18 protein-coding genes are annotated in these 20,188 nt (G+C 65.6%); 11 read left to right on the top strand and 7 right to left on the bottom strand.

Annotated elements, in window-relative coordinates; genetic code table 11:
* Nucleotides 1-139 precede the first annotated feature (139 nt).
* From AB4Y73_RS09890 to AB4Y73_RS09880, 3 genes are all read left to right on the top strand, one after another.
* Nucleotides 140-1,321 carry a glycosyltransferase family 4 protein gene (locus tag AB4Y73_RS09890; protein WP_441871258.1) on the top strand — a complete coding sequence of 394 codons (1,182 nt, stop codon included), beginning with the start codon at nucleotides 140-142 and terminating at the stop codon, nucleotides 1,319-1,321.
* The gene (locus AB4Y73_RS09885) at nucleotides 1,318-2,754 is read left to right on the top strand and encodes a UDP-glucose dehydrogenase family protein (protein ID WP_441871257.1); all 1,437 of its coding nucleotides are present in this window, start codon (nucleotides 1,318-1,320) and stop codon (nucleotides 2,752-2,754) included. The genes AB4Y73_RS09890 and AB4Y73_RS09885 overlap by 4 nt, the downstream gene beginning before the upstream one ends.
* A 170-nt stretch (nucleotides 2,755-2,924) precedes the next feature.
* The gene (locus AB4Y73_RS09880; protein ID WP_441871256.1) at nucleotides 2,925-5,054 is read left to right on the top strand and encodes a putative bifunctional diguanylate cyclase/phosphodiesterase; all 2,130 of its coding nucleotides are present in this window, start codon (nucleotides 2,925-2,927) and stop codon (nucleotides 5,052-5,054) included.
* On the opposite strand, the gene AB4Y73_RS09875 is transcribed toward AB4Y73_RS09880, so the two are convergent.
* Complete coding sequence (locus tag AB4Y73_RS09875) at nucleotides 5,051-5,563, bottom strand: hypothetical protein (RefSeq protein ID WP_441871255.1); 513 nt, start codon at nucleotides 5,561-5,563, stop codon at nucleotides 5,051-5,053. The genes AB4Y73_RS09880 and AB4Y73_RS09875 overlap by 4 nt on opposite strands.
* Nucleotides 5,564-5,781: 218 nt before the next feature.
* On the opposite strand from AB4Y73_RS09875, the gene AB4Y73_RS09870 reads away from it, so the two are divergent.
* Nucleotides 5,782-6,333 (top strand): dihydrofolate reductase family protein, encoded by a 552-nt coding sequence (locus tag AB4Y73_RS09870; protein ID WP_441871254.1) that lies wholly within the window; start codon nucleotides 5,782-5,784, stop codon nucleotides 6,331-6,333.
* 136 nt (nucleotides 6,334-6,469) lie between these two features.
* Here the strand turns inward: AB4Y73_RS09870 and AB4Y73_RS09865 are convergent, their stop codons facing one another.
* Entirely contained in the window at nucleotides 6,470-7,291 is an 822-nt protein-coding gene (locus AB4Y73_RS09865; RefSeq protein ID WP_441871253.1) for an SDR family NAD(P)-dependent oxidoreductase, read from the bottom strand.
* A 196-nt stretch (nucleotides 7,292-7,487) separates the two neighbouring features.
* Here AB4Y73_RS09865 and AB4Y73_RS09860 point away from each other — a divergent pair, with 196 nt between their 5' ends.
* Both AB4Y73_RS09860 and AB4Y73_RS09855 read left to right on the top strand, forming a co-directional pair.
* Entirely contained in the window at nucleotides 7,488-7,889 is a 402-nt protein-coding gene (locus tag AB4Y73_RS09860) for a TfoX/Sxy family protein (protein ID WP_441871252.1), read from the top strand.
* Between the two features lie 2 nt (nucleotides 7,890-7,891).
* Entirely contained in the window at nucleotides 7,892-9,160 is a 1,269-nt protein-coding gene (locus AB4Y73_RS09855) for a flavin-containing monooxygenase (RefSeq protein WP_441871251.1), read from the top strand.
* Here AB4Y73_RS09855 and AB4Y73_RS09850 read toward each other — a convergent pair.
* Nucleotides 9,157-9,687 carry a gluconokinase gene (locus AB4Y73_RS09850; RefSeq protein ID WP_441871250.1) on the bottom strand — a complete coding sequence of 177 codons (531 nt, stop codon included), beginning with the start codon at nucleotides 9,685-9,687 and terminating at the stop codon, nucleotides 9,157-9,159. The genes AB4Y73_RS09855 and AB4Y73_RS09850 overlap by 4 nt on opposite strands.
* 117 nt (nucleotides 9,688-9,804) lie before the next feature.
* On the opposite strand from AB4Y73_RS09850, the gene AB4Y73_RS09845 reads away from it, so the two are divergent.
* The gene (locus tag AB4Y73_RS09845; protein ID WP_441871249.1) at nucleotides 9,805-10,539 is read left to right on the top strand and encodes a FadR/GntR family transcriptional regulator; all 735 of its coding nucleotides are present in this window, start codon (nucleotides 9,805-9,807) and stop codon (nucleotides 10,537-10,539) included.
* 124 nt (nucleotides 10,540-10,663) lie between these two features.
* A complete protein-coding gene (gene ctaD / locus AB4Y73_RS09840; protein ID WP_441871248.1) occupies nucleotides 10,664-12,409 on the top strand; it encodes an aa3-type cytochrome oxidase subunit I in 1,746 nt (581 codons plus the stop codon).
* A gap of 117 nt (nucleotides 12,410-12,526) precedes the next feature.
* On the opposite strand, the gene AB4Y73_RS09835 is transcribed toward ctaD, so the two are convergent.
* Nucleotides 12,527-12,730: a cold-shock protein gene (locus AB4Y73_RS09835; protein WP_066274236.1), complete on the bottom strand. Its 204-nt coding sequence runs from the start codon at nucleotides 12,728-12,730 to the stop codon at nucleotides 12,527-12,529.
* Nucleotides 12,731-13,033: 303 nt separating this feature from the next.
* Here AB4Y73_RS09835 and AB4Y73_RS09830 point away from each other — a divergent pair, with 303 nt between their 5' ends.
* A complete protein-coding gene (locus tag AB4Y73_RS09830; protein ID WP_441871247.1) occupies nucleotides 13,034-14,104 on the top strand; it encodes a tellurite resistance/C4-dicarboxylate transporter family protein in 1,071 nt (356 codons plus the stop codon).
* Between the two features lie 60 nt (nucleotides 14,105-14,164).
* On the opposite strand, the gene AB4Y73_RS09825 is transcribed toward AB4Y73_RS09830, so the two are convergent.
* Together AB4Y73_RS09825 and AB4Y73_RS09820 are read right to left on the bottom strand one after the other, a co-directional pair.
* Nucleotides 14,165-15,031, bottom strand: coding sequence for an SDR family oxidoreductase (locus AB4Y73_RS09825; RefSeq protein WP_441871246.1), 867 nt, complete (start codon nucleotides 15,029-15,031; stop codon nucleotides 14,165-14,167).
* Entirely contained in the window at nucleotides 15,028-15,480 is a 453-nt protein-coding gene (locus AB4Y73_RS09820) for a nuclear transport factor 2 family protein (RefSeq protein ID WP_441871245.1), read from the bottom strand. The genes AB4Y73_RS09825 and AB4Y73_RS09820 overlap by 4 nt, the downstream gene beginning before the upstream one ends.
* Before the next feature lie 101 nt (nucleotides 15,481-15,581).
* On the opposite strand from AB4Y73_RS09820, the gene AB4Y73_RS09815 reads away from it, so the two are divergent.
* Nucleotides 15,582-16,259 carry a TetR family transcriptional regulator gene (locus AB4Y73_RS09815; protein ID WP_441871244.1) on the top strand — a complete coding sequence of 226 codons (678 nt, stop codon included), beginning with the start codon at nucleotides 15,582-15,584 and terminating at the stop codon, nucleotides 16,257-16,259.
* 83 nt (nucleotides 16,260-16,342) lie between these two features.
* Complete coding sequence (locus tag AB4Y73_RS09810; RefSeq protein WP_441871243.1) at nucleotides 16,343-17,128, top strand: alpha/beta fold hydrolase; 786 nt, start codon at nucleotides 16,343-16,345, stop codon at nucleotides 17,126-17,128.
* Nucleotides 17,129-17,198: 70 nt separating this feature from the next.
* Here AB4Y73_RS09810 and mgtA read toward each other — a convergent pair whose 3' ends face one another.
* Nucleotides 17,199-19,898: a magnesium-translocating P-type ATPase gene (gene mgtA, locus AB4Y73_RS09805; RefSeq protein ID WP_441871242.1), complete on the bottom strand. Its 2,700-nt coding sequence runs from the start codon at nucleotides 19,896-19,898 to the stop codon at nucleotides 17,199-17,201.
* Nucleotides 19,899-20,188 lie beyond the last annotated feature (290 nt).

Raw genomic sequence — 20,188 nt, 5'->3', positions numbered from 1 at the left:
AACCCTAAGCAGGCTTAGCAATAAAAGCAAAGGGTACTTAGCAAATTTTCTAAATTTCCTTTCCCGAGTTCACCTAAGCTTTCCCTCCGCGTTACGCCTCCTCCCCCGCAGCGTCAGCCCGCGCGCCGATTGTGGAGGGGTGAGGATCGCAATTGTTGCCGAATCATTCCTGCCACTGATGAACGGGGTGACCCACTCCATCCTGCGGGTGCTGGAGCACCTGGAGGGTCAGGGTCACGACGTCCTGGTCATCGCCCCGTCAACCCATGCGGTGGCCGATGCCATGGCCGAGTTTGTGGGGCCGGCCGAGGTGGTTCACGGCGCGAAGGTGCACCGGGTTCCCGCGGTTCCGTTGGCGGGCTATACGAACGTCAGAGTGGCGATGGGCGGTGTGTATCGGGTCAAGCGAATCCTTGCCGACTACGCACCGGACCTCATCCACCTCGCCTCGCCCTTCATCCTCGGCTGGCGGGCAGTGCAGGCCGCGCATCAGTTGCGGATCCCCACCGTAGCCATTTACCAGACCGAGGTGCCCAGCTATGCGGCCCGGTATGGCGTGCCGTTCCTGGAGAACTGGGCCTGGAACCGCGTGGAGAACATCCATCTGCTGGCCACCCGGACCCTGGTGCCGTCCACGTTCGCGCTGAACCAGTTGCGCGGCCGCGGGATCCCGCGGGTGGGCATGTGGCGGCGGGGGGTGGATACCGCCCGGTTTTCGCCGGAAAAGCGCGACGCCGGGTGGCGGGCTGCCGTGGCGCCCGGCGGTGAGCGGATCATCGGCTACGTCGGCCGGCTGGCCATCGAAAAGCAGGTGGAGGACCTCGCCGCGCTCGCCGACATCCCCAACTCCAAACTGGTGATTGTGGGTGACGGACCCCAGCGGGCGGCCTTGCAGGAAGCGTTGCCGGACGCGGTGTTCACCGGCTTCCTCGGCGGCGAGGAGCTTGCGAAGGCGGTGGCGTCCTTCGATCTCTTTGTCCATCCCGGCGAGTTCGAGACGTTCTGCCAGACCATCCAGGAGGCCATGGCCTCGGGCGTTCCCGTCGTTGCCACCGGCCGCGGCGGGCCCCTGGACCTGGTGGAGAACTCCCGCACCGGCTGGCTGTACCAGCCCGGGGACCTGGCCGGTTTTCGCACCCACGTGCTGGACCTGATGGGCGACGACGCCAAGCGCCGCGCGTTCGCCACGGCAGCGCACGCCTCGGTCCAGGACCGGACGTGGCCTGCACTGTGCGCCCTGCTTGAGGAGCAGTACGTCGACGTTATTGCAAGCCATCCGGTCATCAGGCCGGCCGAGAGCAAACCAGGAGTGTCCCTGTGAAAATTTCCGTGATCGGCTGCGGCTACCTTGGCGCAGTCCACGCCGCCACGCTCGCATCCATGGGCCACACCGTGGTGGGCATCGATGTGGACGCCGCCAAAGTGGACCAGCTGGGCCGTGGCCTGGCACCTTTCTTCGAGCCTGGCCTGGATGAGCTGCTCCGCGATGGAAAGGCCACCGGCCGCCTGACATTCTCCACGGACTTCGCCGCCGCCGCGGGCGCCCAGGTCCACTTCCTGTGTGTCGGGACGCCGCAGTCCAAAACGTCCGACGGCGCCGACCTCACCTTCCTGGTGGCCGCCACGGAGGCGCTGCTCCCGCACCTGGCGAGGGGCGCCGTCGTCGTCGGTAAGTCAACGGTGCCCGTGGGCACGGTGGACATGCTCAGTGAAGTATTGGCCAGGCGGCCGGACGTGCACCTGGGTTGGAACCCGGAGTTCCTGCGCCAGGGCACGGCGGTGAAGGACACGCTGGTGCCGGACCGGCTGGTGTACGGTGTGGACGGCGGCCGCGCCGCGGCTTTCAAGCCCGGGACCGGTGCGCCGCTCGGGGTGACAGCAGCCCTGGATGCCGTCTACGAGCCCCTGCTGAACGCCGGCATCCCGCGCCTGGTGTGCAACTTCGCCACGGCCGAGCTGATCAAGTCGGCCGCCAACGCGTACCTGGCCACCAAGGTCAGCTTCATCAATGCCATCGCCGAACTGTGCGACGCGTCCGGGGCGGACGTGGCCGAACTCAGCGAGGCCATGGGCATGGACCCCCGGATCGGCAGCCGCTACCTGCATGCCGGGCTGGGCTTCGGCGGCGGGTGCCTGCCCAAGGACATCCGCAGCCTCAGCAGCCAGGCCGCCTCGCTGGGCGTGGACCCGGTCAACGAGTGGATGGCAGTGGTGGATGCCATCAACGTCCGCCAGCGGGCCCGGACCGTGGACCTTGCCGCGGAACTGTGCGGCGGAACCCTCTCCGGGCGGGCAATCACTGTCCTCGGCGCCGCGTTCAAGCCGGAGACCGATGACATCCGCGACTCCCCGGCGCTGGACGTCGCCGCCCGGCTGGCAGCAGCCGGCGCGCACGTGACCGTGACGGACCCGAAAGCCGTCAACAACGCGTGGCTGCGCTACCCGCAACTGCGGTTCGAGGCCTCCACTGCGCGGGCGTTGGAAGGTGCCGAGCTGGTGCTGCTGCTCACCGAGTGGGACGAGTACCGTCACCTGTCCCCGGCCGTTGCGGGCGGACTCGTCCGACGTCGGGTGGTACTGGACGGGCGGAACGTCCTGGATGCTGCTGACTGGCGGGCCGAGGGGTGGGTGGTCCGTGGGCTGGGCACCAACTCCGGCGGTGTACTGGAAGCGGCCGGGCAAGGCGCCGGGGCCGCCGGGCACGGCCTTGGTGGCCGGAGGACTGCGGCCGACCGGCTTGGCCGGAATGCGTAAGTCATAAGCCCGTTCCGGCGCCACCTGGCGGTTAATGCGCGGATTTCCGGGCCGGATTCTTCCAAGGGCTCGCAAAAGTGACGCATTTCGTCCCGCGATCCGCGCGCGCACTTTATGAGGTGCGTGGGGGTGGTTGCGCATGGGGGGGAACCAGGCGGCGAAACAAGGTTTTGGCGGCACGCATTTTTGGCGCGCTCGTTGATGCCAGTCCGGACGCACTCCTGGCACTGGACAAGGAAGGCATCATCCGCCTCGCGAACACAGCCTCCACCAGGCTGTTCGGATATGCGCGCGATGACTTGCTCGGCAGCGACCACTCACTGCTTCTTGCCGAGCCGTTCCGAACGGAAGCCCGCCAGCTGCTGGATGATCTGAAGGCAGAGCCCAGCCACCAGACGCCGCCGCGCGAGGTGCGCATGATCCACCGTGACGGCACGGACTTCGCCGCAGAAATGGCCGGCTCCCTGATTGACGACGTCGGCCCGCGACTGCTGCTCTTGTCTTTCCGCAGCACCTCCCACCGGAAGCCCGCGGATGCGGAGTTGCGGGAAGCGATGTCCCTGCTGACGGCGACGCTGGAGTCCACCGCTGACGGGATCCTTGTCATCAGCGCCGAGGGAAAGATCGCCGGGCTCAACGAGCAGTTCCTCAAGATGTGGGGCATACCGCCCGAATACATGGAGGCCGATTCTGACGAGCCGGCCATGCAGGTGATCCTGGCCCAGGTGAAGGAGCCGGAGGCCTTCCTGGCCCGGGTGTCCGAACTGACGCAGGACCCTACGGCCGAGAGCCACGATGTGGTGGATTTCCTGGACGGCAGGACCTTTGAACGGTATTCGCGGCCGCAGCGCGTGGGCAACAAGGTGGTAGGCCGGGTCTGGAGCTTCCGGGACGTAACACCGCGCCGGCAGGCGCAGGAGCTGGCGCGGAAAGCCCAGGAGCAGGCGCAGCAGGCCCTCCGGGATCTTGCGTCCCAGGCCGAGCAACTGCGTGCCATGGCGTTCACTGACCCACTGACCGGGTTGGCGAACAGGGCGGTTTTCAACAAGGAGCTCCTGTCCGCCCTGAAGGAGCCGCGGCTCAAGTCCGTGGATGTTTTCCTGATTGACCTTGATGATTTTAAGGAGGTCAACGACATTCTTGGCCACCACGCAGGCGACGTCATGCTGGTGGAAGTTGCCCGCCGGCTGCGGGGCTGCGTTCCCACCGCGGATGTGGTGGCGAGGTTGGGCGGCGACGAGTTTGTGGTCCTCCTGACCGCCTGCCCCAATGCGGAAGCCATCGCCGAGTGCATTGTCCGGTGCCTGCACGTGCCCTTCTCCATCGAGGGCACCGTGCTGCGGCCCAGCCTGAGCCTGGGACTGGCCTCAGTAGGCAGAGCTGCCCTGGGCGCCTCGGAACTGCTGCGCGAGGCCGATATCGCCATGTACGCGGCCAAGGCCGCGGGCAAGAACCGATTCCTCCGGTTCCACCCGGACATGATGACCGCTCTGGTCAAGCGGACCGACTTGGAAGCCGGCCTCCAGCTCTCCGTGGCCCGGGGTGAGATTTCCGTGGAGTTCCAGCCCATCGTGTCGCCGCGGATGGGCCGCGTGGTCAAGTTTGAGGCATTGGCACGTTGGGACCGCGGGAACCAGCGCGTCCCGCCCGGACTTTTCATTCCCCTGGCCGAACGCAGCGGACTCATCAAGGAACTCGGCGCCGAAGTAATGGCGCAAAGCCTCAAGCATGTGGCAACGTGGCTGCGCGAGGACCCGTCGCGGTCGTTGTCCATGAACGTTTCCGGGGTCCAGCTGCAGGAAATAGACTTCGCCGACAGTGTCCTGCACCTTGCGGAAGAACATGGCGTGGGGGCCTACCAGCTGGTTCTTGAGGTCACCGAGAGTGTATTTTTCGACGCCGACTGCAACGTGATCAAGCAGCTCAGCCGACTCCGGGCCGCCGGAGCCCGGGTGGCGTTGGACGATTTTGGTACGGGCTACTCGTCCTTGGGACGGTTGCAGGAGCTGCCGGTGGACATCATCAAGATTGACAGGACGTTTGTCTCCATGGTGCGCACCGGCAACGAACGCCTGCCCATTCTTAGCTCCATGATTAACATGGCCCACAGCCTCGGGCTGACGGTCACGGCAGAGGGCATCGAAACCGAGGAGCAGGCGCACTACCTCATGGCGCTGGAATGCGATTCGTTGCAGGGCTATCTGTTCTCGCACCCGGAGCCGGCCGCCCGGCTCGAGCAGGCGCTCAAGAATTCAGGCCACGCCCTGGACACGTTGTCGAGCCGTTCCGGCCTCGGCTAAGCGGCTGTCTTGCGCTGCTTAGGCTGGGCCGGTCGCTGCTTCGTGGCGGCCTGAGGCGTGGCCGGTCGCTGCTGGCCCGGGGCCGGCTGCGCAGGTGCGGGCTGTTCGGAGGTCTTAGGTTCAGCCTGCTCGGATGCTTCGGGGGTGGCCTGCGGGTCTGCTGCCGGTTCGGTTTCAGTTGCCTGTTCCTGCGCCACTTCAAACTCAGCGACGTACTCAGCGGATTCGTACTCCGCCGATTCGTACTCCGCCATTTCGAGCTGCGCGTACTGGCGGTTGCGGCGCCAGCGTCGGATCAGGTCCGCCGCGGCGATGATGCCTGCGAGTGGTGTCAGGACTGCCGCAGCGTAGACAAACAGCATCCAGGTCAGGGTGGCCATGGGCGGCTGATTGTTGTGCAGGAGGGAGAGGCCGCCGAACATGGCGATGGTCCAGAACAGCACCACGGCCGTCAGCACTGCCGCCGCCGGGAAATACTGGTTGCTCACGATTTTTTTCAGGGATTCCACGCACTTCCTCCTGCCTGGCCGGGGCGCAGCGCAAGGCCGCATAGAGACAAGTATGAGCCTGCCGGGCTGTGGATTCGTGCAACACGCAGGCAGTGGTGATGAACATAACTCAACCGGCCGTCCGTCGGCTCCCTTCCCCATCGGCGAACTGCAGAATACCGTGGACGTGTCCGGCGCATCCGCCGGTCCGCACTGCACCTAGAACACTGGAGGTCCTCATGCGCAAAGTCACGTCCGGCCTGTTCCACTCCGTTGACGGGGTGGTGTCAGAACCGAATCTTTGGCAGTTCGACAGCTTCGATGACGATCTGGGCAAAGGCCTCGCCGGCGTAATGGAACGTGTGGATACCGTGGTGTTGGGCCGCGTGAGCTACCAGGAGTGGGCGGGCTATTGGCCCACCGCGTCCGCGGACCAGGAATTCGCCGGCTTCATCAACACTGTGGAAAAGTTCGTGGCCTCCCGGACGCTCAAGGAGCCGCTGGAGTGGCAGAACTCCCACCTGATCGAGGGTCCCCTAGAGGACTTCGTGGCGAGTCTCAAACAGGGCGACGGCGGCGAGATCGCCGTCATGGGCAGCATCTCGCTGGTGCGCCAATTGCTGTTCGCCGGACTGCTGGATGAGCTGACCCTCATGACGCACCCGGTGGTGGCAGGCAGCGGCCGGCACCTGTTCGAACCTGGCGACCCCACCACCCGGCTCAGCCTGACGGATCAGTACCGCACGTCCAAGGGCAACGTGGTCAGCACCTATAGCCTGCTCGGCGAATAACAGGAAGAACGCGCAGCGCACCAAGGGACTGCCATCCCAACTAGGTAGCAGTAAGTGTCGTTTTGAGGGCTCATAACGACACCTACTGCTACCTAGTTGGGCTTGCAACGTGCCGGCGGACCGGGAGAGCCAGAACTTAGCGGGCCGCCACCAGCGCCTCGCTGGCCTCCCACAGACCCTGCGCCAGCTCGGCGTCGTAAGCCTGGGCGTTGGCTTTGGCGAGGGCCCGCTTGTAGTAGTAGGCGCCGGAGACCCAGTCGGCGCCTGCGGTCCCGTTGATGAGCCAGAGAAGGGTGTCGGCACCTTGGTCCGGGGTGAGCATAAATCGGTTGAGCAGCGTCTTGTAGGCATGCCGCATGGGGCTGGTTGAGTCCGCCGCGAAGTTGGTGCGGACCACGCCCGGGTGGAACGCCGCCGTCGTAATCCCCTGCTCACCGAAGCGGCGGTGCAACTCGCTTGTGAAGAGGATGTTGGCGAGTTTCGCTGTGCCGTAAGCGCGGTTGGTGGAGTAGCTGTGCTCGGCGTTGAGGTCGAAGAGGTCGATTTTGCCGAAGTTGTTTGCGCCGCTTGAAGTGTTGATGACCTTTGCCTTGCTGGCGGTGAGGACGTCCATGAGTTCGGTGGTGAGCAGGAACGGCGCCAGGTGGTTGATCTGGAACGTGGATTCATTGCCGTCCACCGTGAGCAGGTGCTTACCCATGATGCCGCCGGCGTTATTGGCCAGGACGTCGATCCGTTCGTAATTGTCCCGCAGCTGCGCGGCGAGCTCGCGGACCTGGTCCAGCTCGGCGAAGTCACTCACGAAGTAATCTGTGTTTAATTCCTTGGCCAGCGTGCGCGTTTTCGCTTCAGAACGCCCGACGACGACCACCCGGTCTCCTCCCCCGGCCAGTGTCCGTGCGGCTGCCGCTCCAATGCCGTCGCTGGCGCCGGTGATCACGATGGTGCGAGGAGTCAAGGGGTGTCCTTTGGTCGGGGTGCGGCGCTGGGGTGGAACACGCTGCCTCTGGCACAACGACGGCGGCGTGTCCAGTGTTCCCCGGCGGCCCCACTTGGTCCACGCTACCCGGACAGTCCGGCCCTGTACCCGCCGTTCCTGCGGGCATATCCTGCAGTCAGATCCGCCGTAAATTCTGCAACCGGAAGAGACAACCATGGACATGCCCAAGGCCACGAACGAGGACAAGGAGCGGTTCCGCGCCGTCGTGCCGGTGCACCCGGACGTGACCATCAAGCCGATGTTCGGCAACCTTGGCGCCTTCGTCAACGGGAACATGTTCGCCGGGCTGTTCGGCCCCACCATCGGCGTCAAGCTTGCGGAAGCAGACAAGCAGGAGCTTGAAGGCACCGAGCGGACCGTTCCGTTCGGACCGCCGGAGCGGCCGATGGGCGGCTACACCGGGCTGCCGGAAGTGTGGAACGCAGAGGGTGACGGCGACGACGCGCGGGCCCGGGCGTGGGCGGAGAAGGCATACGCCCATGTGTCGGCGCTTCCGCCGAAAGCACCCAAAGCCGCAGCGTCCAAGGCCGCAGCGCCAAAGGCCGTCAAGAAGTAGCCATGTCCCCCAGCCCAGGAACACCCCGCGAAGTGGACACGCTGGTGATCGGGGCGGGTCAGGCCGGCCTTGCCATGAGTTACTGGCTCACCCACCACGGCGTGGAGCATGTCCTTCTGGAACGGCGCGGCACGCTGGGCGGTGCGTGGCTGGACCGGTGGGATTCGTTTTACCTGAACACGCCCAACTTCGCGCTCAGCCTCCCCGGCTTGCCCTACGACGGGCAGGACCCGGACGGTTTCATTCCCCGGGACGCCGCCGTCGAATTCTTCCGGGACTATGCGGCACGGATTGCCGCGCCCGTCCAGCTGGAAACAGAGGTCACGCGGGTCGCCCGGGACGGGGAGCGCTTCACGGTGGAGACCACTCACGGAGTATGGTCTGCCCGGAACGTGGTGCTGGCTAACGGTGCCTTCCAAGAGCCGCGCGTCCCTGCGGTTGCCCACAAGATCCCTCAGCATGTCCTGCAGGTGCACAGCCACGACTACCGCAATCCGCAGCAACTGCCCGCCGGCGCGGTTCTGGTGGTGGGGACGGGCCAGTCGGGCGGGCAGATCACCGAGGACCTGCTGGCCGCCGGCCGCGAGGTGCATTTGTCCGTGGGGATGTGCCCGGAAGCGCCCCGCCGGTACCGTGGCCAGGATGTGTTCCATTGGATCCTGCAGGTCAACCTGCACGGCCCGGAGCATGGCATCAACGGACTTATGGCGGACCACCTCCCTTCGCCCGCCGCGCGCTTCGCCTGCAACCCGCTGCTCTCCGGGAACGACGGCGGGCACAGCATCCATCTGAGGGATCTGGGACGCCGGGGCGTGCAGTTGCACGGGCACCTGGAGACGGCCGCCGACGGCGACCTCCACTTCACCGATGACCTCCCCGCGCGCCTGGCGATGGTGGAGGCCGGGTTCGGGCAACGGCTCAAGTTGTTGGCGGACGCCTATATCGCCGCGGCCGGCATCAACGCGCCGGAGCCCGAGGCTCCGCCGCCGGACGGCTGGCTCCCCGAGGCGGCAGGCTCCCGCCTCACCCTGGCCGAAGCGGACGTTACGTCCATCATCTGGGCCACCGGGTACGGGCTGAATAACAGCATCCTGGACATGCCTGTACTGGATGGGTGGAACTATCCGCGCCACACCCGCGGCGTCACCGAGGTTCCCGGGCTGTACGCCGTGGGGCTGCCCTGGCTCACCCGGCATGTTTCGGCCACCCTGCCCGGAGTGGGCCCGGACGCCGAGTTCATTGCGGAGGACATCGCCGGCGGCCGGGCTTAAGGCAGCGTCGGAGCGTCGAGAACAGCAAGCACGGCGTGGACCAGCTCCGCAGGTGTCCGCGAAATATCCAAGCGGATGCTTCCGCCCGCCAGTTCCTCCGCGCTCAGCGGTTCAAGGGTTGCCAGCTGGCTGGGCAGGAGCGTGGGCGGCATGAAGTGCCCTTCCCTGCCCTCCATGCGTTCGCCGATCAGGTGGGCGTCGCCGTCGAGGTGCACATAAAGCACCCGGCCCTGGGCGGCGGACAGCAGGTGGCGGTAGCTCTGTTTAAGGGCGGAGCAGGTAAGGACGGTGCTCTTTCCGGCGGCGGCCTGGGCGCTCATCCAGTTCTGGATTTCCTGGAGCCAGGGCCACCGGTCATCGTCCTGTAGCGGGATTCCCTGGCTCATCTTGTCGATGTTGGCCTGCGGATGAAACTCGTCTGCCTCCGCGCAGGCCCAGCCGAGCTGCTCGGACAGAGCGGCGGCGATGGTTGACTTGCCGGTTCCGGAAACTCCCATGACCACCAGGTGCGTGGGGCGATTTTGCATGCGGGCCTCCGAATTAGGGCTGTAAGGTATCACCATTGGATTGGTAAGATACTACCTTATCGAGCTGATGTGATTGCGGGGCGGTCTTCCTATCTCCCAGACCACGACAGGAACAGAATGCACAACGCGGGTGATCAAATCTTGGAGGGCGCGGGCGACGGCGGCACTAACGTCGCGCAAACTGGCCGCGTTTTGGAGGCGGTCGGGGTTGCCATCGCCTCCGGAAGCCTTCCGCCGGGAAGCCGGCTCACCTTGGAGGGGATGCAGCAGGAACATGGAGTGTCCCGGACGGTTGCCCGCGACACCATGAAAGTGCTTGAGTCCATGAACATGGTCTATTCGCGGCGCCGCGTAGGCATCGTGGTGCAGGAACGCAGGCTGTGGAACGTCTTTGACCCGAAGCTTGTCCGGTGGCGTCTCGCTTCCGGCAGACGCGAGGTCCAGTACGGCAGCCTCACGGAGCTGCGCATCGCCGTCGAGCCCATTGCCGCCGCGGGAGCCGCCCGCCGGGCCAGTGCCGCTGAGCGCGCCCGGCTGGTGGAGCTGGCTGCAGAGCTGAGGCACGTCGGCGAGGCCGGCGAACTCGACGCATTCCTGGCCGCCGACATCGAGTTCCACTGCCTGCTTCTGCGCAGCTGCGGCAACGAGATGTTTATGGCACTGGAAGGAATGGTGGCCGAGGTCCTGACCAGCCGCACCCGGCAGGGTCTTATGCCGTTCAAGCCGGGGGACGACGTTTTGAAGGCACACGAGGACGTGGCCGCGGCCGTTGCCGGCGGCGAAACTGCCCGCGCCGAATCAGCCATGCACCATATTTTGGAGGAGGTTCGGACAGCAATGGGCCTGCACTGAACCGCACCGGCAGCTGAGCTGGCCTCCAGCCTCTTCCCGCACCCCTGTTTCCTGAGTAGCCTGCAGTAAAGGGCTTATGCAAGGGGCCCGCTAGTGCCGGGCAGAAGTATCTGGAAGGTGAAAGATGGCCATCACCGGACAATCACGAATAGGGACCGAGGCCCCTGAGGTAGTACCGCGGCGCAAAGGCAGCATTGTGGTCAAGTGGCTCACCACCACCGACCACAAGACCATCGGGTACATGTACCTGATCACAGCGTTTTTGTTCTTCTGCCTGGCCGGCGTCATGGCGCTCCTGATCCGCGCGGAGCTTTTCGAGCCGGGCATGCAGATCCTGCAGACCAAAGAGCAGTACAACCAGCTGTTCACCATGCACGGCATCGCCATGCTGCTGATGTTCGCGACCCCGTTGTTTGCCGGCTTTGCGAATTTCGTCATGCCGCTACAGATCGGCGCCCCCGACGTCGCTTTCCCGAGGCTCAACGCACTGGCCTTCTGGTTCTTCCTTTTCGGTTCCACCATTGCAATGTCCGGCTTCATCACGCCCCAGGGAGCGGCGTCATTCGGCTGGTTCGCCTACGCGCCGCTGAACAACACCACGTTCAGCCCGGGCGTCGGCGGTGACTTGTGGATCTTCGGCCTGATTCTGTCCGGTTTCGGCACCATTCTTGGTGCCGTCAATTTCATCACCACCATCATCTGCATGCGGGCCCCCGGCCTGACCATGTGGCGGATGCCCATCTTCACCTGGAACACGCTGATCACCTCCATCCTGGTGATCATGGCCTTCCCGCCGCTGGCTGCGGCGCTGTTCGCCGTGGGAGCGGACCGACGGTTCGGCGCACATATTTACGATCCCGAAAATGGCGGTCCCGTTCTGTACCAGCATCTGTTCTGGTTCTTCGGCCACCCCGAGGTCTACATCATTGCATTGCCGTTCTTCGGCATCGTTTCGGAGATCTTCCCGGTCTTCAGCCGCAAACCGATCTTCGGGTACAAGGGCCTGGTGTATGCCACCATCTCCATTGCCGCGTTGTCCATGACGGTGTGGGCGCACCACATGTACGTCACCGGTTCAGTGCTGCTGCCGTTCTTCGCGTTCATGACCATGCTGATTGCCGTGCCCACCGGGGTCAAATTCTTCAACTGGATCGGCACCATGTGGCGAGGGTCGCTGACCTTCGAAACGCCCATGCTGTGGAGCATCGGCTTCCTGGTCACGTTCCTCTTCGGCGGGCTGACCGGCATCATCCTTGCCTCGCCGCCGCTGGACTTCCACGTCTCGGACACCTATTTCGTGGTGGCTCACTTCCACTACGTGGTGTTCGGCACCGTGGTCTTCGCGATGTTCGCGGGGTTCTATTTCTGGTGGCCCAAGTTCACGGGTTCCATGCTCAATGAACGCTTGGGCAAGATCCACTTCTGGATGCTGTTCGTGGGCTTCCACGGAACGTTCCTCATCCAGCACTGGCTCGGCGTGATGGGCATGCCCCGCCGCTATGCGGACTATCTGGTGGAGGACAACTTCACCTGGATGAACCAGTTCTCCACGATTTCCTCCATGCTGCTGGGCGCCTCGCTGATTCCGTTCTTCTGGAACGTCTACATCACAGCGCGCAAATCCGAGAAGGTGGAAGTGGATGACCCGTGGGGCTTTGGCGCCTCCCTGGAGTGGGCCACCTCGTGCCCGCCGCCGCGCCACAACTTCACGTCACTGCCCCGCATCCGTTCAGAGCGCCCGGCCCTTGACCTGCACCACCCGGAGCTCCGCGTCCGTGAACACGACACCGCGCGCAGTCCCGCGGCCGCGGCCTTGGGTGCCGCCGATATCGGCGACCGCGACGTAAGGAACCCGGACCCTGACGAGTAACTGTCGCACGGCCACTCGGCCGCCCGGCACGCATACCTTAACAAAAAGCAGGGCCGGTCAAAATGACCGGCCCTGCTTTGAAATATGAAACCCTAAGGCCCCAGAATCTCTAAGGAATTAGAGGGACTGGATGTTTACGGCCTGGGGACCCTTGGGGCCCTGCTCGGTTTCGAAGGAGACCTTCTGGTTCTCTTCGAGTGAGCGGAAGCCGGAGGAAGCGATCGCAGAGTAGTGTGCGAAAACGTCCTGTGAGGAGTCATCGGGGGAAATGAAGCCGAAGCCCTTTTCAGCGTTAAACCATTTGACGGTACCAGTAGCCATTATTTTTGTCCTTCGTGAAGGTGGAGGAAAAGTCCCGACTTTCGGGTCCTCCGGTGTGGGGTGTTCAAAACCGCTACTTCAGAAGAACGCGGACTTTCGACCGCGCGTACTGCCTGAACTACCAACTGCATAAACACAACAACAGGATCAACAGTACAGGAGATTTCGGGCGTTATTTACCAAGAGCAACAAATAGCGACTAGAACCCCGCAGTTGCCGAGCTCGTTAGCACGGTACTGGTGGCCATCAACCTGGTGGACCTTGCCCGCTCGGACCTGGTGTACGCAGCCTAAACTTGGGGACATGACCACGGCTGGCTCCGTCCCGGATTCGTTTGGCTCCCGCGTCGCGGAGTCGGTGCAGACCCTCACGCCGGGGTATTTCGCCCTCCCCATGGCTTCCGGGATCATTTCGGTGGGGCTTGAGCTGGAAGGCTTCCCCGCATTTTCCGCAGCGCTTCTCGTGGTCTGCGCGGTCTCCTACGCTTTGATCCTCATTCTCAGCCTCGTGCGCCTGGCCCGGTTCCCCGCGGACATGCGCCAAGACTTCATGGACCCTGCACGCGCCTTCGGCTTCTTCACCTTCATCGCCGGCACGAATGTCCTTGGCGTGCGGCTGGGCATGGCGGGGTGGCCGGGTACGACGGCGGCACTCCTCTCCGTGGCGGTGCTCGCCTGGGTGGTGCTCGGCTACGTCGTGCCATGGACGGCTGTGCTTGGCCGGGATGAGCGGCCGGTGGTCAAGGACGCCAACGGCACGTGGTTCATCTGGTGCGTGGCGAGCCAGTCCGTGTCGGTGGGGGCGGCGTCCATCGAACCCCTGGCCGGGCCGGATTGGCGCCCCGCTTTGGCGCTCGTGGCGGTGGTGGCCTGGTCGGTGGGGCTCATCCTGTACGCAGCCGTGGGCATCTTCGTCTCCCTGCGGCTTATGACGTACCCCATCCAGCCCGAGGACCTCAAGCCGCAGTACTTCGTGGCCATGGGCGCGATGGCCATCAGCGTCCTCGCCGGCGCACGCATCGTGGAGATGGCCGGCGCACCCATGGTGGACGCGACGCGCGGGCTCGTGGCCGGCTCCTCCGTGGTGTTCTGGTCCTTCGCGTCGTGGCTCTTCCCCGTGCTTCTGGCCGCCGGCTGGTGGCGGCATGTGATCCACCGCGTGCCGCTGTCCTTCGAGCCGGGCCTCTGGAGCGTCATTTTCCCGCTCGGTATGTACGCCGTTGCCGGCATCTACCTGGGCCGTGCTGCCGATCTGCCCATCGTGGCCGCGATAGGACAGGCCGAATTATGGCTGGCGGTGACCGCGTTCCTGGCCACCTTCGCCGGGATGCTCTGGCACCTCTGGACCACGTTGGCGCGGTCACGGCAACGCTGAAGAGTCCCCACTCCCGCCCTAGCTATAGCACCTTCCGGGGCTGACGGAACCGGCGCGGGGTCAGGTTGTTAGGACCTCCTGCAGTCCGGTGACGGGGATGTCCGGAAACTCCGCCCGGCCCGGCGCCCACTGAAAGGCCGTGCCTCCGGATTCCTCCCAGATCCCCGCCCCTGCTATCCGGGCAAGGAACGGGGAGAACGGCCTGGCCACAACGGACAGGACGCGCTCAGCCGCTGCCGGGATCCGCTGGACCGAGCCGTGGGCCGCCCGGGCAAGCACAGCCTCGGCCACCTCGTTAGCCGAGGCCGTCACGGAGCCCCATTCGATGACGCGGTTCCTCAACGCAGGGTCCGAAACCACGCGGACAATGAGCGCTGCCGCGTCCCTTACGGACGTGTACGTCACAGGGGCACGCCCGGAGCCGAACACCATCACTTTGCCCTTGGACTCAAGCGGGGCGGTCATAATCTCGAGCCGCTGCTCAAGGAGAACACCGATCCGGATAATCGTCCAGGCCATGCCGGACGACCGGACCGCACCCTCGGCCGCCGCCTTGCAACGCAGGAACTCAATGGGCCCTTCAGCAGCGGCGCCGTGCATGGACATCATCACCACATGTTCCACGCCGGCGTCGGCCGCCGCGTGCACCAGCCGGACGGCGCCGTCACGGTCAACGGTTCTTGGATCGGAGTCCTTGATGCCGAATCCCGAGGCCGCGAACACAGCCGCCGTGCAGCCTGCCACCGCCTTCCGGCAGTCCTCCTCGGAGGCGAGGTCCCCGCGCAGGAGCTCGACGCCGTCGGCGGCCGTACCGGGGAAGGGTTGGGAATCGCCGCGTGCCATGACCCGGACCCGGTGGCCGGCGTCCACCAGCATGGGCACCAGGGTGCGGCCGAGACGGCCCGTGCCGCCGGCTACCAGGATCATGACGGTTCACCGCTTCCGGCCGCCCCTCGGACGGCCATGCTGACCGCGGCGTCCGCATCCCCGGACTCGTGCTCCACCGGTTCAAGGTAGAAATGCGCGGCGGCAATCTTGTCGCCGCGGACGGTGAGTATGGAAATGCCGGCGGCGCTCGACACCGATCCGTCCGCGCGGGTGCCCCGGTTGCTCCATTCCATCCAAACCTTGCCGTCCGGGCCGGTCGCGACGTCGTGCACGGTGAGGCTCAGGTCCGGCATTCCGGCAAAGAGCGCGGACCAGTTCTTCCGCACCTGGGCTGAGCCCTGGAAGCTTCGCGCGGGGTGGGCGGGGGTGGTGTTCTCGTAGTCCTCGGCGAACTCCTGCACCATCGCGTCGAGATCGTGGCGGTTTGCCGCGGCCACCATACGCTGCACCGGGCCTTCGGGAAGATGGTCCATTCCTGACGCGTCCATGATCTGCTCCTTGGGTTTGTCCGTCGCGGGAGGCGGAGAGGCTGGTACGCTAAATTTGATACAGTCAGCTGTAATCAACTAATACAAGGAGTCTATGCCCCGTGGGACCGGTGGTCAACGCATCGAACCGGGAGGCTTCCCGGCCGCGCGCCTACGATGCCCGGCGCCGTCAGGAGGCGGCCGCAGAGGCGAGAGTGCGGGTGCTGGCGCAGTCGCGCGAGCTGTTCCTGGCCGGCGGGTACGGCCGGACCACCATTGCCGCGATCGCCCGCGCGGCCGCAGTCTCGAAGGAGTCCGTTTACAAGAGTTTCGGCGGGAAGCCGGGGCTGGTGCGGGCGATCTACGAGCAGAGCCTGCTCGGCGCCGGCGGCCCTTCGGCCGAGGAAAGGTCGGACCGCGCCCAGGTCACCGTCACGGACCCGCAGGAACTCATGGAGCAGTTCGGGCAGTTCATCTCCGAGGTCAGTCCGATCGGATCGCCTGTCTACCTTCTCATCAGGGATGCCGCCGCGAGCGGGGATCCGGACATGGCCGCGCTCCTCAACGATGTGGACGACGAACGATTCCGCCGGATGCTGCACAACGCGCGGCAGGTGCTCGGCAGGGGCTTCCTGCGGGCGGACCTGACAGCAGAGGAAGTGGCCGACGTCATGTTCACGAGCACCTCGGCGGAACTCTACGAGGTTCTTGTCCTCAAGCGGGGATGGAGCGCAGAACGCTACGGCCGGTTCGTGGCCAGGACGCTCGCAGCCAACCTCCTGCCTGAGCGTCCTGCCTGAACCTCCGGCTGAAGCCGCCTGTGCTGCCGAAGCCGCAGCGCAGTATGCTCCCCAAAGCGCCCCGGGCGGCGTAGCATCCTGCCATGGGACCAATACGGGCCATCCTTCTTCCCGGGAGCGTGCTCCCCGCCGAACCCGCCTATGGTGCGCTGATTCAGGCGCTCGGACCGGACGTCCAAGCGGTCGCCAAAGACCTGGAGCTGTATGCCGGCGACGCTCCCCCGACGGACTGGAGCCTGGACACCGAGGTGGATGGCGTCCTCCGCGAGGCCGATGCCCGTGGCTGGAAGACCTTCCATCTGGTGGGCTATTCAGGTGGCGGCGCGGCGGCGTTGGCGTTCGCGGCCAAATACCCAGACCGGCTGCTGAGCCTGGCGCTGCTGGAACCGGCGTGGGCCGGAGACTGGGACTGGAGCCCTGCCCACACGGAGCTCTGGAGGCAGTACGAGCAACTGGAAACCCTCCCGCCGGAGCAGTTCATGCCCGCCTTCATGAGGCTGGCGGTAAAGCCCGACGTCGTCGTCCCGCCACCGTCGGGTCCCCCGCCGCCGTGGATGGCCAAGCGGCCGGCGGGCATCAGGGCGTTCCTGCGGACCTTCAAAACCTATGACCTGGACAGGGCACGCCTGGCGGCCTTTCGCCAACCCGTCTTCCTCGCCCTCGGCGGCCTCAGCAACCCGGACGACTTTGGCGAAATTGCCAACCGGCTGTCGAGGGTGTTCTTCCCGGACTTCCACCTGGAGATGTTTCCGAAGCGGCACCACTTCGACCCGCCGCACCGGATCGAACCCGAGCGCCTGGCTGGATTGCTTCGGCGGCACTGGGAGCAGGCGGAAACGGCTTTTCAAGAGCAACGCGAGGTCAGATAACGCCCGAAAAACGGGGAGTTATTGGGCCGTCAGTGACCCCGCGTTGCATGGAACCTCAAGCGTCAGTTAGTCACCGACGCAGGAGGCGCAGGTGCCGCGGCGCGGTCACCGGAACCGCGGCGCTGAAGCGGAAGGCGCGGCGGGCGATGTGATGGCTTTCGGGCCGACGGCGGACGGTCACCGGCCCGGCTGGGAGTTGCTGCGCATCCCGGGCGAAGAACCAGCCCTTGGCGAACTCCACCAGAACCAGGTAGACCACGATCATGCCCAGCAGGGCCAGGAAGAAGGGCACCGGCAGCGGGTCGAAGCCCAGCACGCCCTGCAGCGGTGAGAGCGGCAGGTAGATCCCGACCGCCACCACACCGAGTGACGCCACGATCAGCCCGATGGATGCCCGGCTGCGCAGGAATGGCACCCGCCGGGTCCTAATGGCGAAGATGATGAGCGTCTGGGTGGCGATGGATTCGATGAACCAGCCCGCCCGGAACTCCCCCGGCACGGCATCGAACACGAACAGCATCAGCGCGAACGTGGCGAAGTCGAACAGCGAGCTGATCGGCCCGAACAGGAACATGAACCGGCGGATGAACGCGATGTTCCAGTGCGACGGCGCCCGCAGCTGCTCCTTGTCCACTCGGTCGCCCGGGATGGCCAGCTGCCCGGTGTCGTACAGCAGGTTGTTGAGCAGGATCTGGCCCGGCAGCATGGGCAGGAAGCTCAGCACCACCGACGCCGTGGCCGCGCTGAACATGTTGCCGAAGTTGCTCGACGTTCCCATCAGCACGTACTTGATGGTGTTCGCGAAGATCCGCCGGCCCTCCCGCACCCCTTCGGCCAGGACACCCAAGTCCTTGTCCATGAGGACGACGTCGGCGGCATCCTTGGCGACGTCGGTGGCACTGTCCACGGAGATGCCGATGTCCGCTTTATGCAGTGCCAGGGCATCGTTCACGCCGTCCCCCATGAAACCGACGGCGCCACCGCTTTGGCGCAGCAGCGTGATGATGCGCGCCTTTTGCTCGGGCGAGACGCGGGCGAAGATGGTGGCGTTCCGGGCGGAAACCGCGAGCTCGGCGTCAGACAGCTTCTCGATGTCCGCGCCGGTGAGCGTGCCGCCGGAGACCACACCGAGATCGGCACAGACCTTTTCGGCCACCTTGGCGTTGTCCCCCGTGGCGATCTTGACAGTGATCCCCAGGGCCTCCAGTTCGTCCAGGGATGCCATGGCGTTGGCTTTGGGCCGGTCGAGGAAGATCAGGAATCCGGCCAGGGAGAGGTCGCGCTCGTCGGCCGCGGTCAGCGCGCTGAGCCCCGCCGCAGAACGGGCGGCCACCGCCACCACCCGCGAGCCGGCGTCGAACTGTTCATCCAGCATGGCCTGCACGGCCGGCGGAGTGGGCCCGCACAGTGCCAGGACGTCTTCCGGGGCACCCTTGGTGACCAGGCGCGCGGGGCCGCCCGCCTCCCGGACCAGCACAGTGGTGCGGCGGCGCTGGTGGTCGAAGTCGATCAGGTCAAGCCGCTCGAAGCTGGCGGGGTCAAAGGCGGCGGCCCCGGGGCTGTCCCAGAGTGCGGCGTCCAGCGGGTTCTGACCGGCGGAGGAGAGTTTGGCCTCGCTGTAGTCGGTTTCGGTGGCCAGCAGCCCGAAGGTGAGCAGGCCGGCGTCGGAGATCTCCGGGGCGACCGGAAGCGCGCCGGTAAAGCTGATCTTCCCCTCCGTCAGGGTGCCGGTCTTGTCCGTGACAAGGATGTCCATGTCCCCCAGGTCCTCAATGCAGACCAGCCGTTTGACCAGCACCTTCCGCTTGGCCAGCTGCCGGGTGCCGGTGGCTAGGGACGTGCTGACGACGGCGGGGAGCAGCTGCGGCGTGATGCCCACGGCGATGGCCAGTGAGAAGAGCAGCGATTCGATCAGCGGGCGCTGCAGCAGCAGGTTGGCGATGAAAATCAGCGAAGTGAGTCCGACTGCCACCTGCAGCAGCAGGAAGGAGAACCGTTTGAGCCCGAGCTGGAATTCGGTCTGCGGCTGCCGTTCACCCAGGCCCAGCGCGATCCGGCCGAATTCGGCCCGGCCGCCGGTGGCCACCACCACGCCGGTGCAGCCGCCGGACTGGATAATGGTGCCCATAAACGCGCAGGAGGCTAGGTCGCCCAGGGAAGAACCGGCGGCTACGGGTGCGGGGTCCTTGGCAGCCGGCAGGGACTCCCCCGTCAGGATGCTTTCGTCGCAGAGGAGGTTCTTGGTGCTGAGGAGCCGCAGGTCCGCGGGGATGATGGCGCCAAGGGAGAGATGGACGACGTCGCCGGGCACCAGGGCGGTGACGTCCACTTCCCGGGCGGTTCCGGCAGCCCCGTCGGCGGGTCCGCCGCGGAGCACCACGGCCCGGTGGGTTACGCGGGAGTGCAGGGCTTCGGAGGCGCGCTCGGCGCGGAACTCGTTGGTGAAGCCCAGGCCTACGCTGACCAGCAGGATCACACCGATAACGATCGAGTTGGTGGCGTCGCCCAGGAAGAGGGACAGCCCGGCCGTGATCAGCAGCAGGATCAGGATGGGGCTGGCGAACTGCCGGCCCAGCACCGCCCAGCCGTTGGCGCGGTGGGTGCGGACGGCATTGGGGCCGAGGTCGGCGAGCCGGGCCGCGGCTTCCTCGTCGGACAGGCCGGCGGCGCTGGAGCCCAACTGCGCCAGGACCTGCTCCGCGGACAGGGACGCGGCGTCGGTGATGGGCAGCTGGAGCGAGGTGCGCTCCTTGACATTCAGCTCTGACATGCAAATCCGTTCGGACACGTCGTTCGTGGGAAGGCCGGTTTACGGCTAAGAGTACGACGGGAAGCTGGAGATCCGGCGGTTGAGTGCGTCACATCCAGTGGCCGAGCCCGCGGAACGCGTTTACGGCCGTGGACTGAAGCCCGGAACGTGGTGGAGCACCACCAACATGAGCCACGTGGCGAGGATGAACGGCCACGTTAAACGGGAAGCGCCGTCAGGCCCATCAGCCAGGCAAGCACCGAAGAAACAACGACGCCAACGACGGCGGCAACCCAGGGTTGCCAGGTGCC

The organism is Pseudarthrobacter sp. TAF60_1 (assembly GCF_052113505.1).
Classification (GTDB): domain Bacteria; phylum Actinomycetota; class Actinomycetes; order Actinomycetales; family Micrococcaceae; genus Arthrobacter.
The sequence above is the reverse complement of the archived record's forward strand: the minus strand, read 5'-3'. Positions and strand labels throughout refer to the sequence as shown.

Excerpts from the sequence above, each read along its gene's own strand:
- AB4Y73_RS09825 (WP_441871246.1), bottom strand. The coding sequence starts at position 15,031 with ATGATCCTGGTAGCCGGCGGCACGGGCCGTCTCGGCCGCACCCTGGTG.
- AB4Y73_RS09820 (WP_441871245.1), bottom strand. The coding sequence starts at position 15,480 with ATGGACGCGTCAGGAATGGACCATCTTCCCGAAGGCCCGGTGCAGCGT.
- ctaD (WP_441871248.1), top strand. The coding sequence starts at position 10,664 with ATGGCCATCACCGGACAATCACGAATAGGGACCGAGGCCCCTGAGGTA.
- AB4Y73_RS09810 (WP_441871243.1), top strand. The coding sequence starts at position 16,343 with ATGGGACCAATACGGGCCATCCTTCTTCCCGGGAGCGTGCTCCCCGCC.
- AB4Y73_RS09850 (WP_441871250.1), bottom strand. The coding sequence starts at position 9,687 with ATGCAAAATCGCCCCACGCACCTGGTGGTCATGGGAGTTTCCGGAACC.
- AB4Y73_RS09830 (WP_441871247.1), top strand. The coding sequence starts at position 13,034 with ATGACCACGGCTGGCTCCGTCCCGGATTCGTTTGGCTCCCGCGTCGCG.
- AB4Y73_RS09860 (WP_441871252.1), top strand. The coding sequence starts at position 7,488 with ATGGACATGCCCAAGGCCACGAACGAGGACAAGGAGCGGTTCCGCGCC.
- AB4Y73_RS09835 (WP_066274236.1), bottom strand. The coding sequence starts at position 12,730 with ATGGCTACTGGTACCGTCAAATGGTTTAACGCTGAAAAGGGCTTCGGC.
- AB4Y73_RS09845 (WP_441871249.1), top strand. The coding sequence starts at position 9,805 with ATGCACAACGCGGGTGATCAAATCTTGGAGGGCGCGGGCGACGGCGGC.
- mgtA (WP_441871242.1), bottom strand. The coding sequence starts at position 19,898 with ATGTCAGAGCTGAATGTCAAGGAGCGCACCTCGCTCCAGCTGCCCATC.
- AB4Y73_RS09870 (WP_441871254.1), top strand. The coding sequence starts at position 5,782 with ATGCGCAAAGTCACGTCCGGCCTGTTCCACTCCGTTGACGGGGTGGTG.
- AB4Y73_RS09855 (WP_441871251.1), top strand. The coding sequence starts at position 7,892 with ATGTCCCCCAGCCCAGGAACACCCCGCGAAGTGGACACGCTGGTGATC.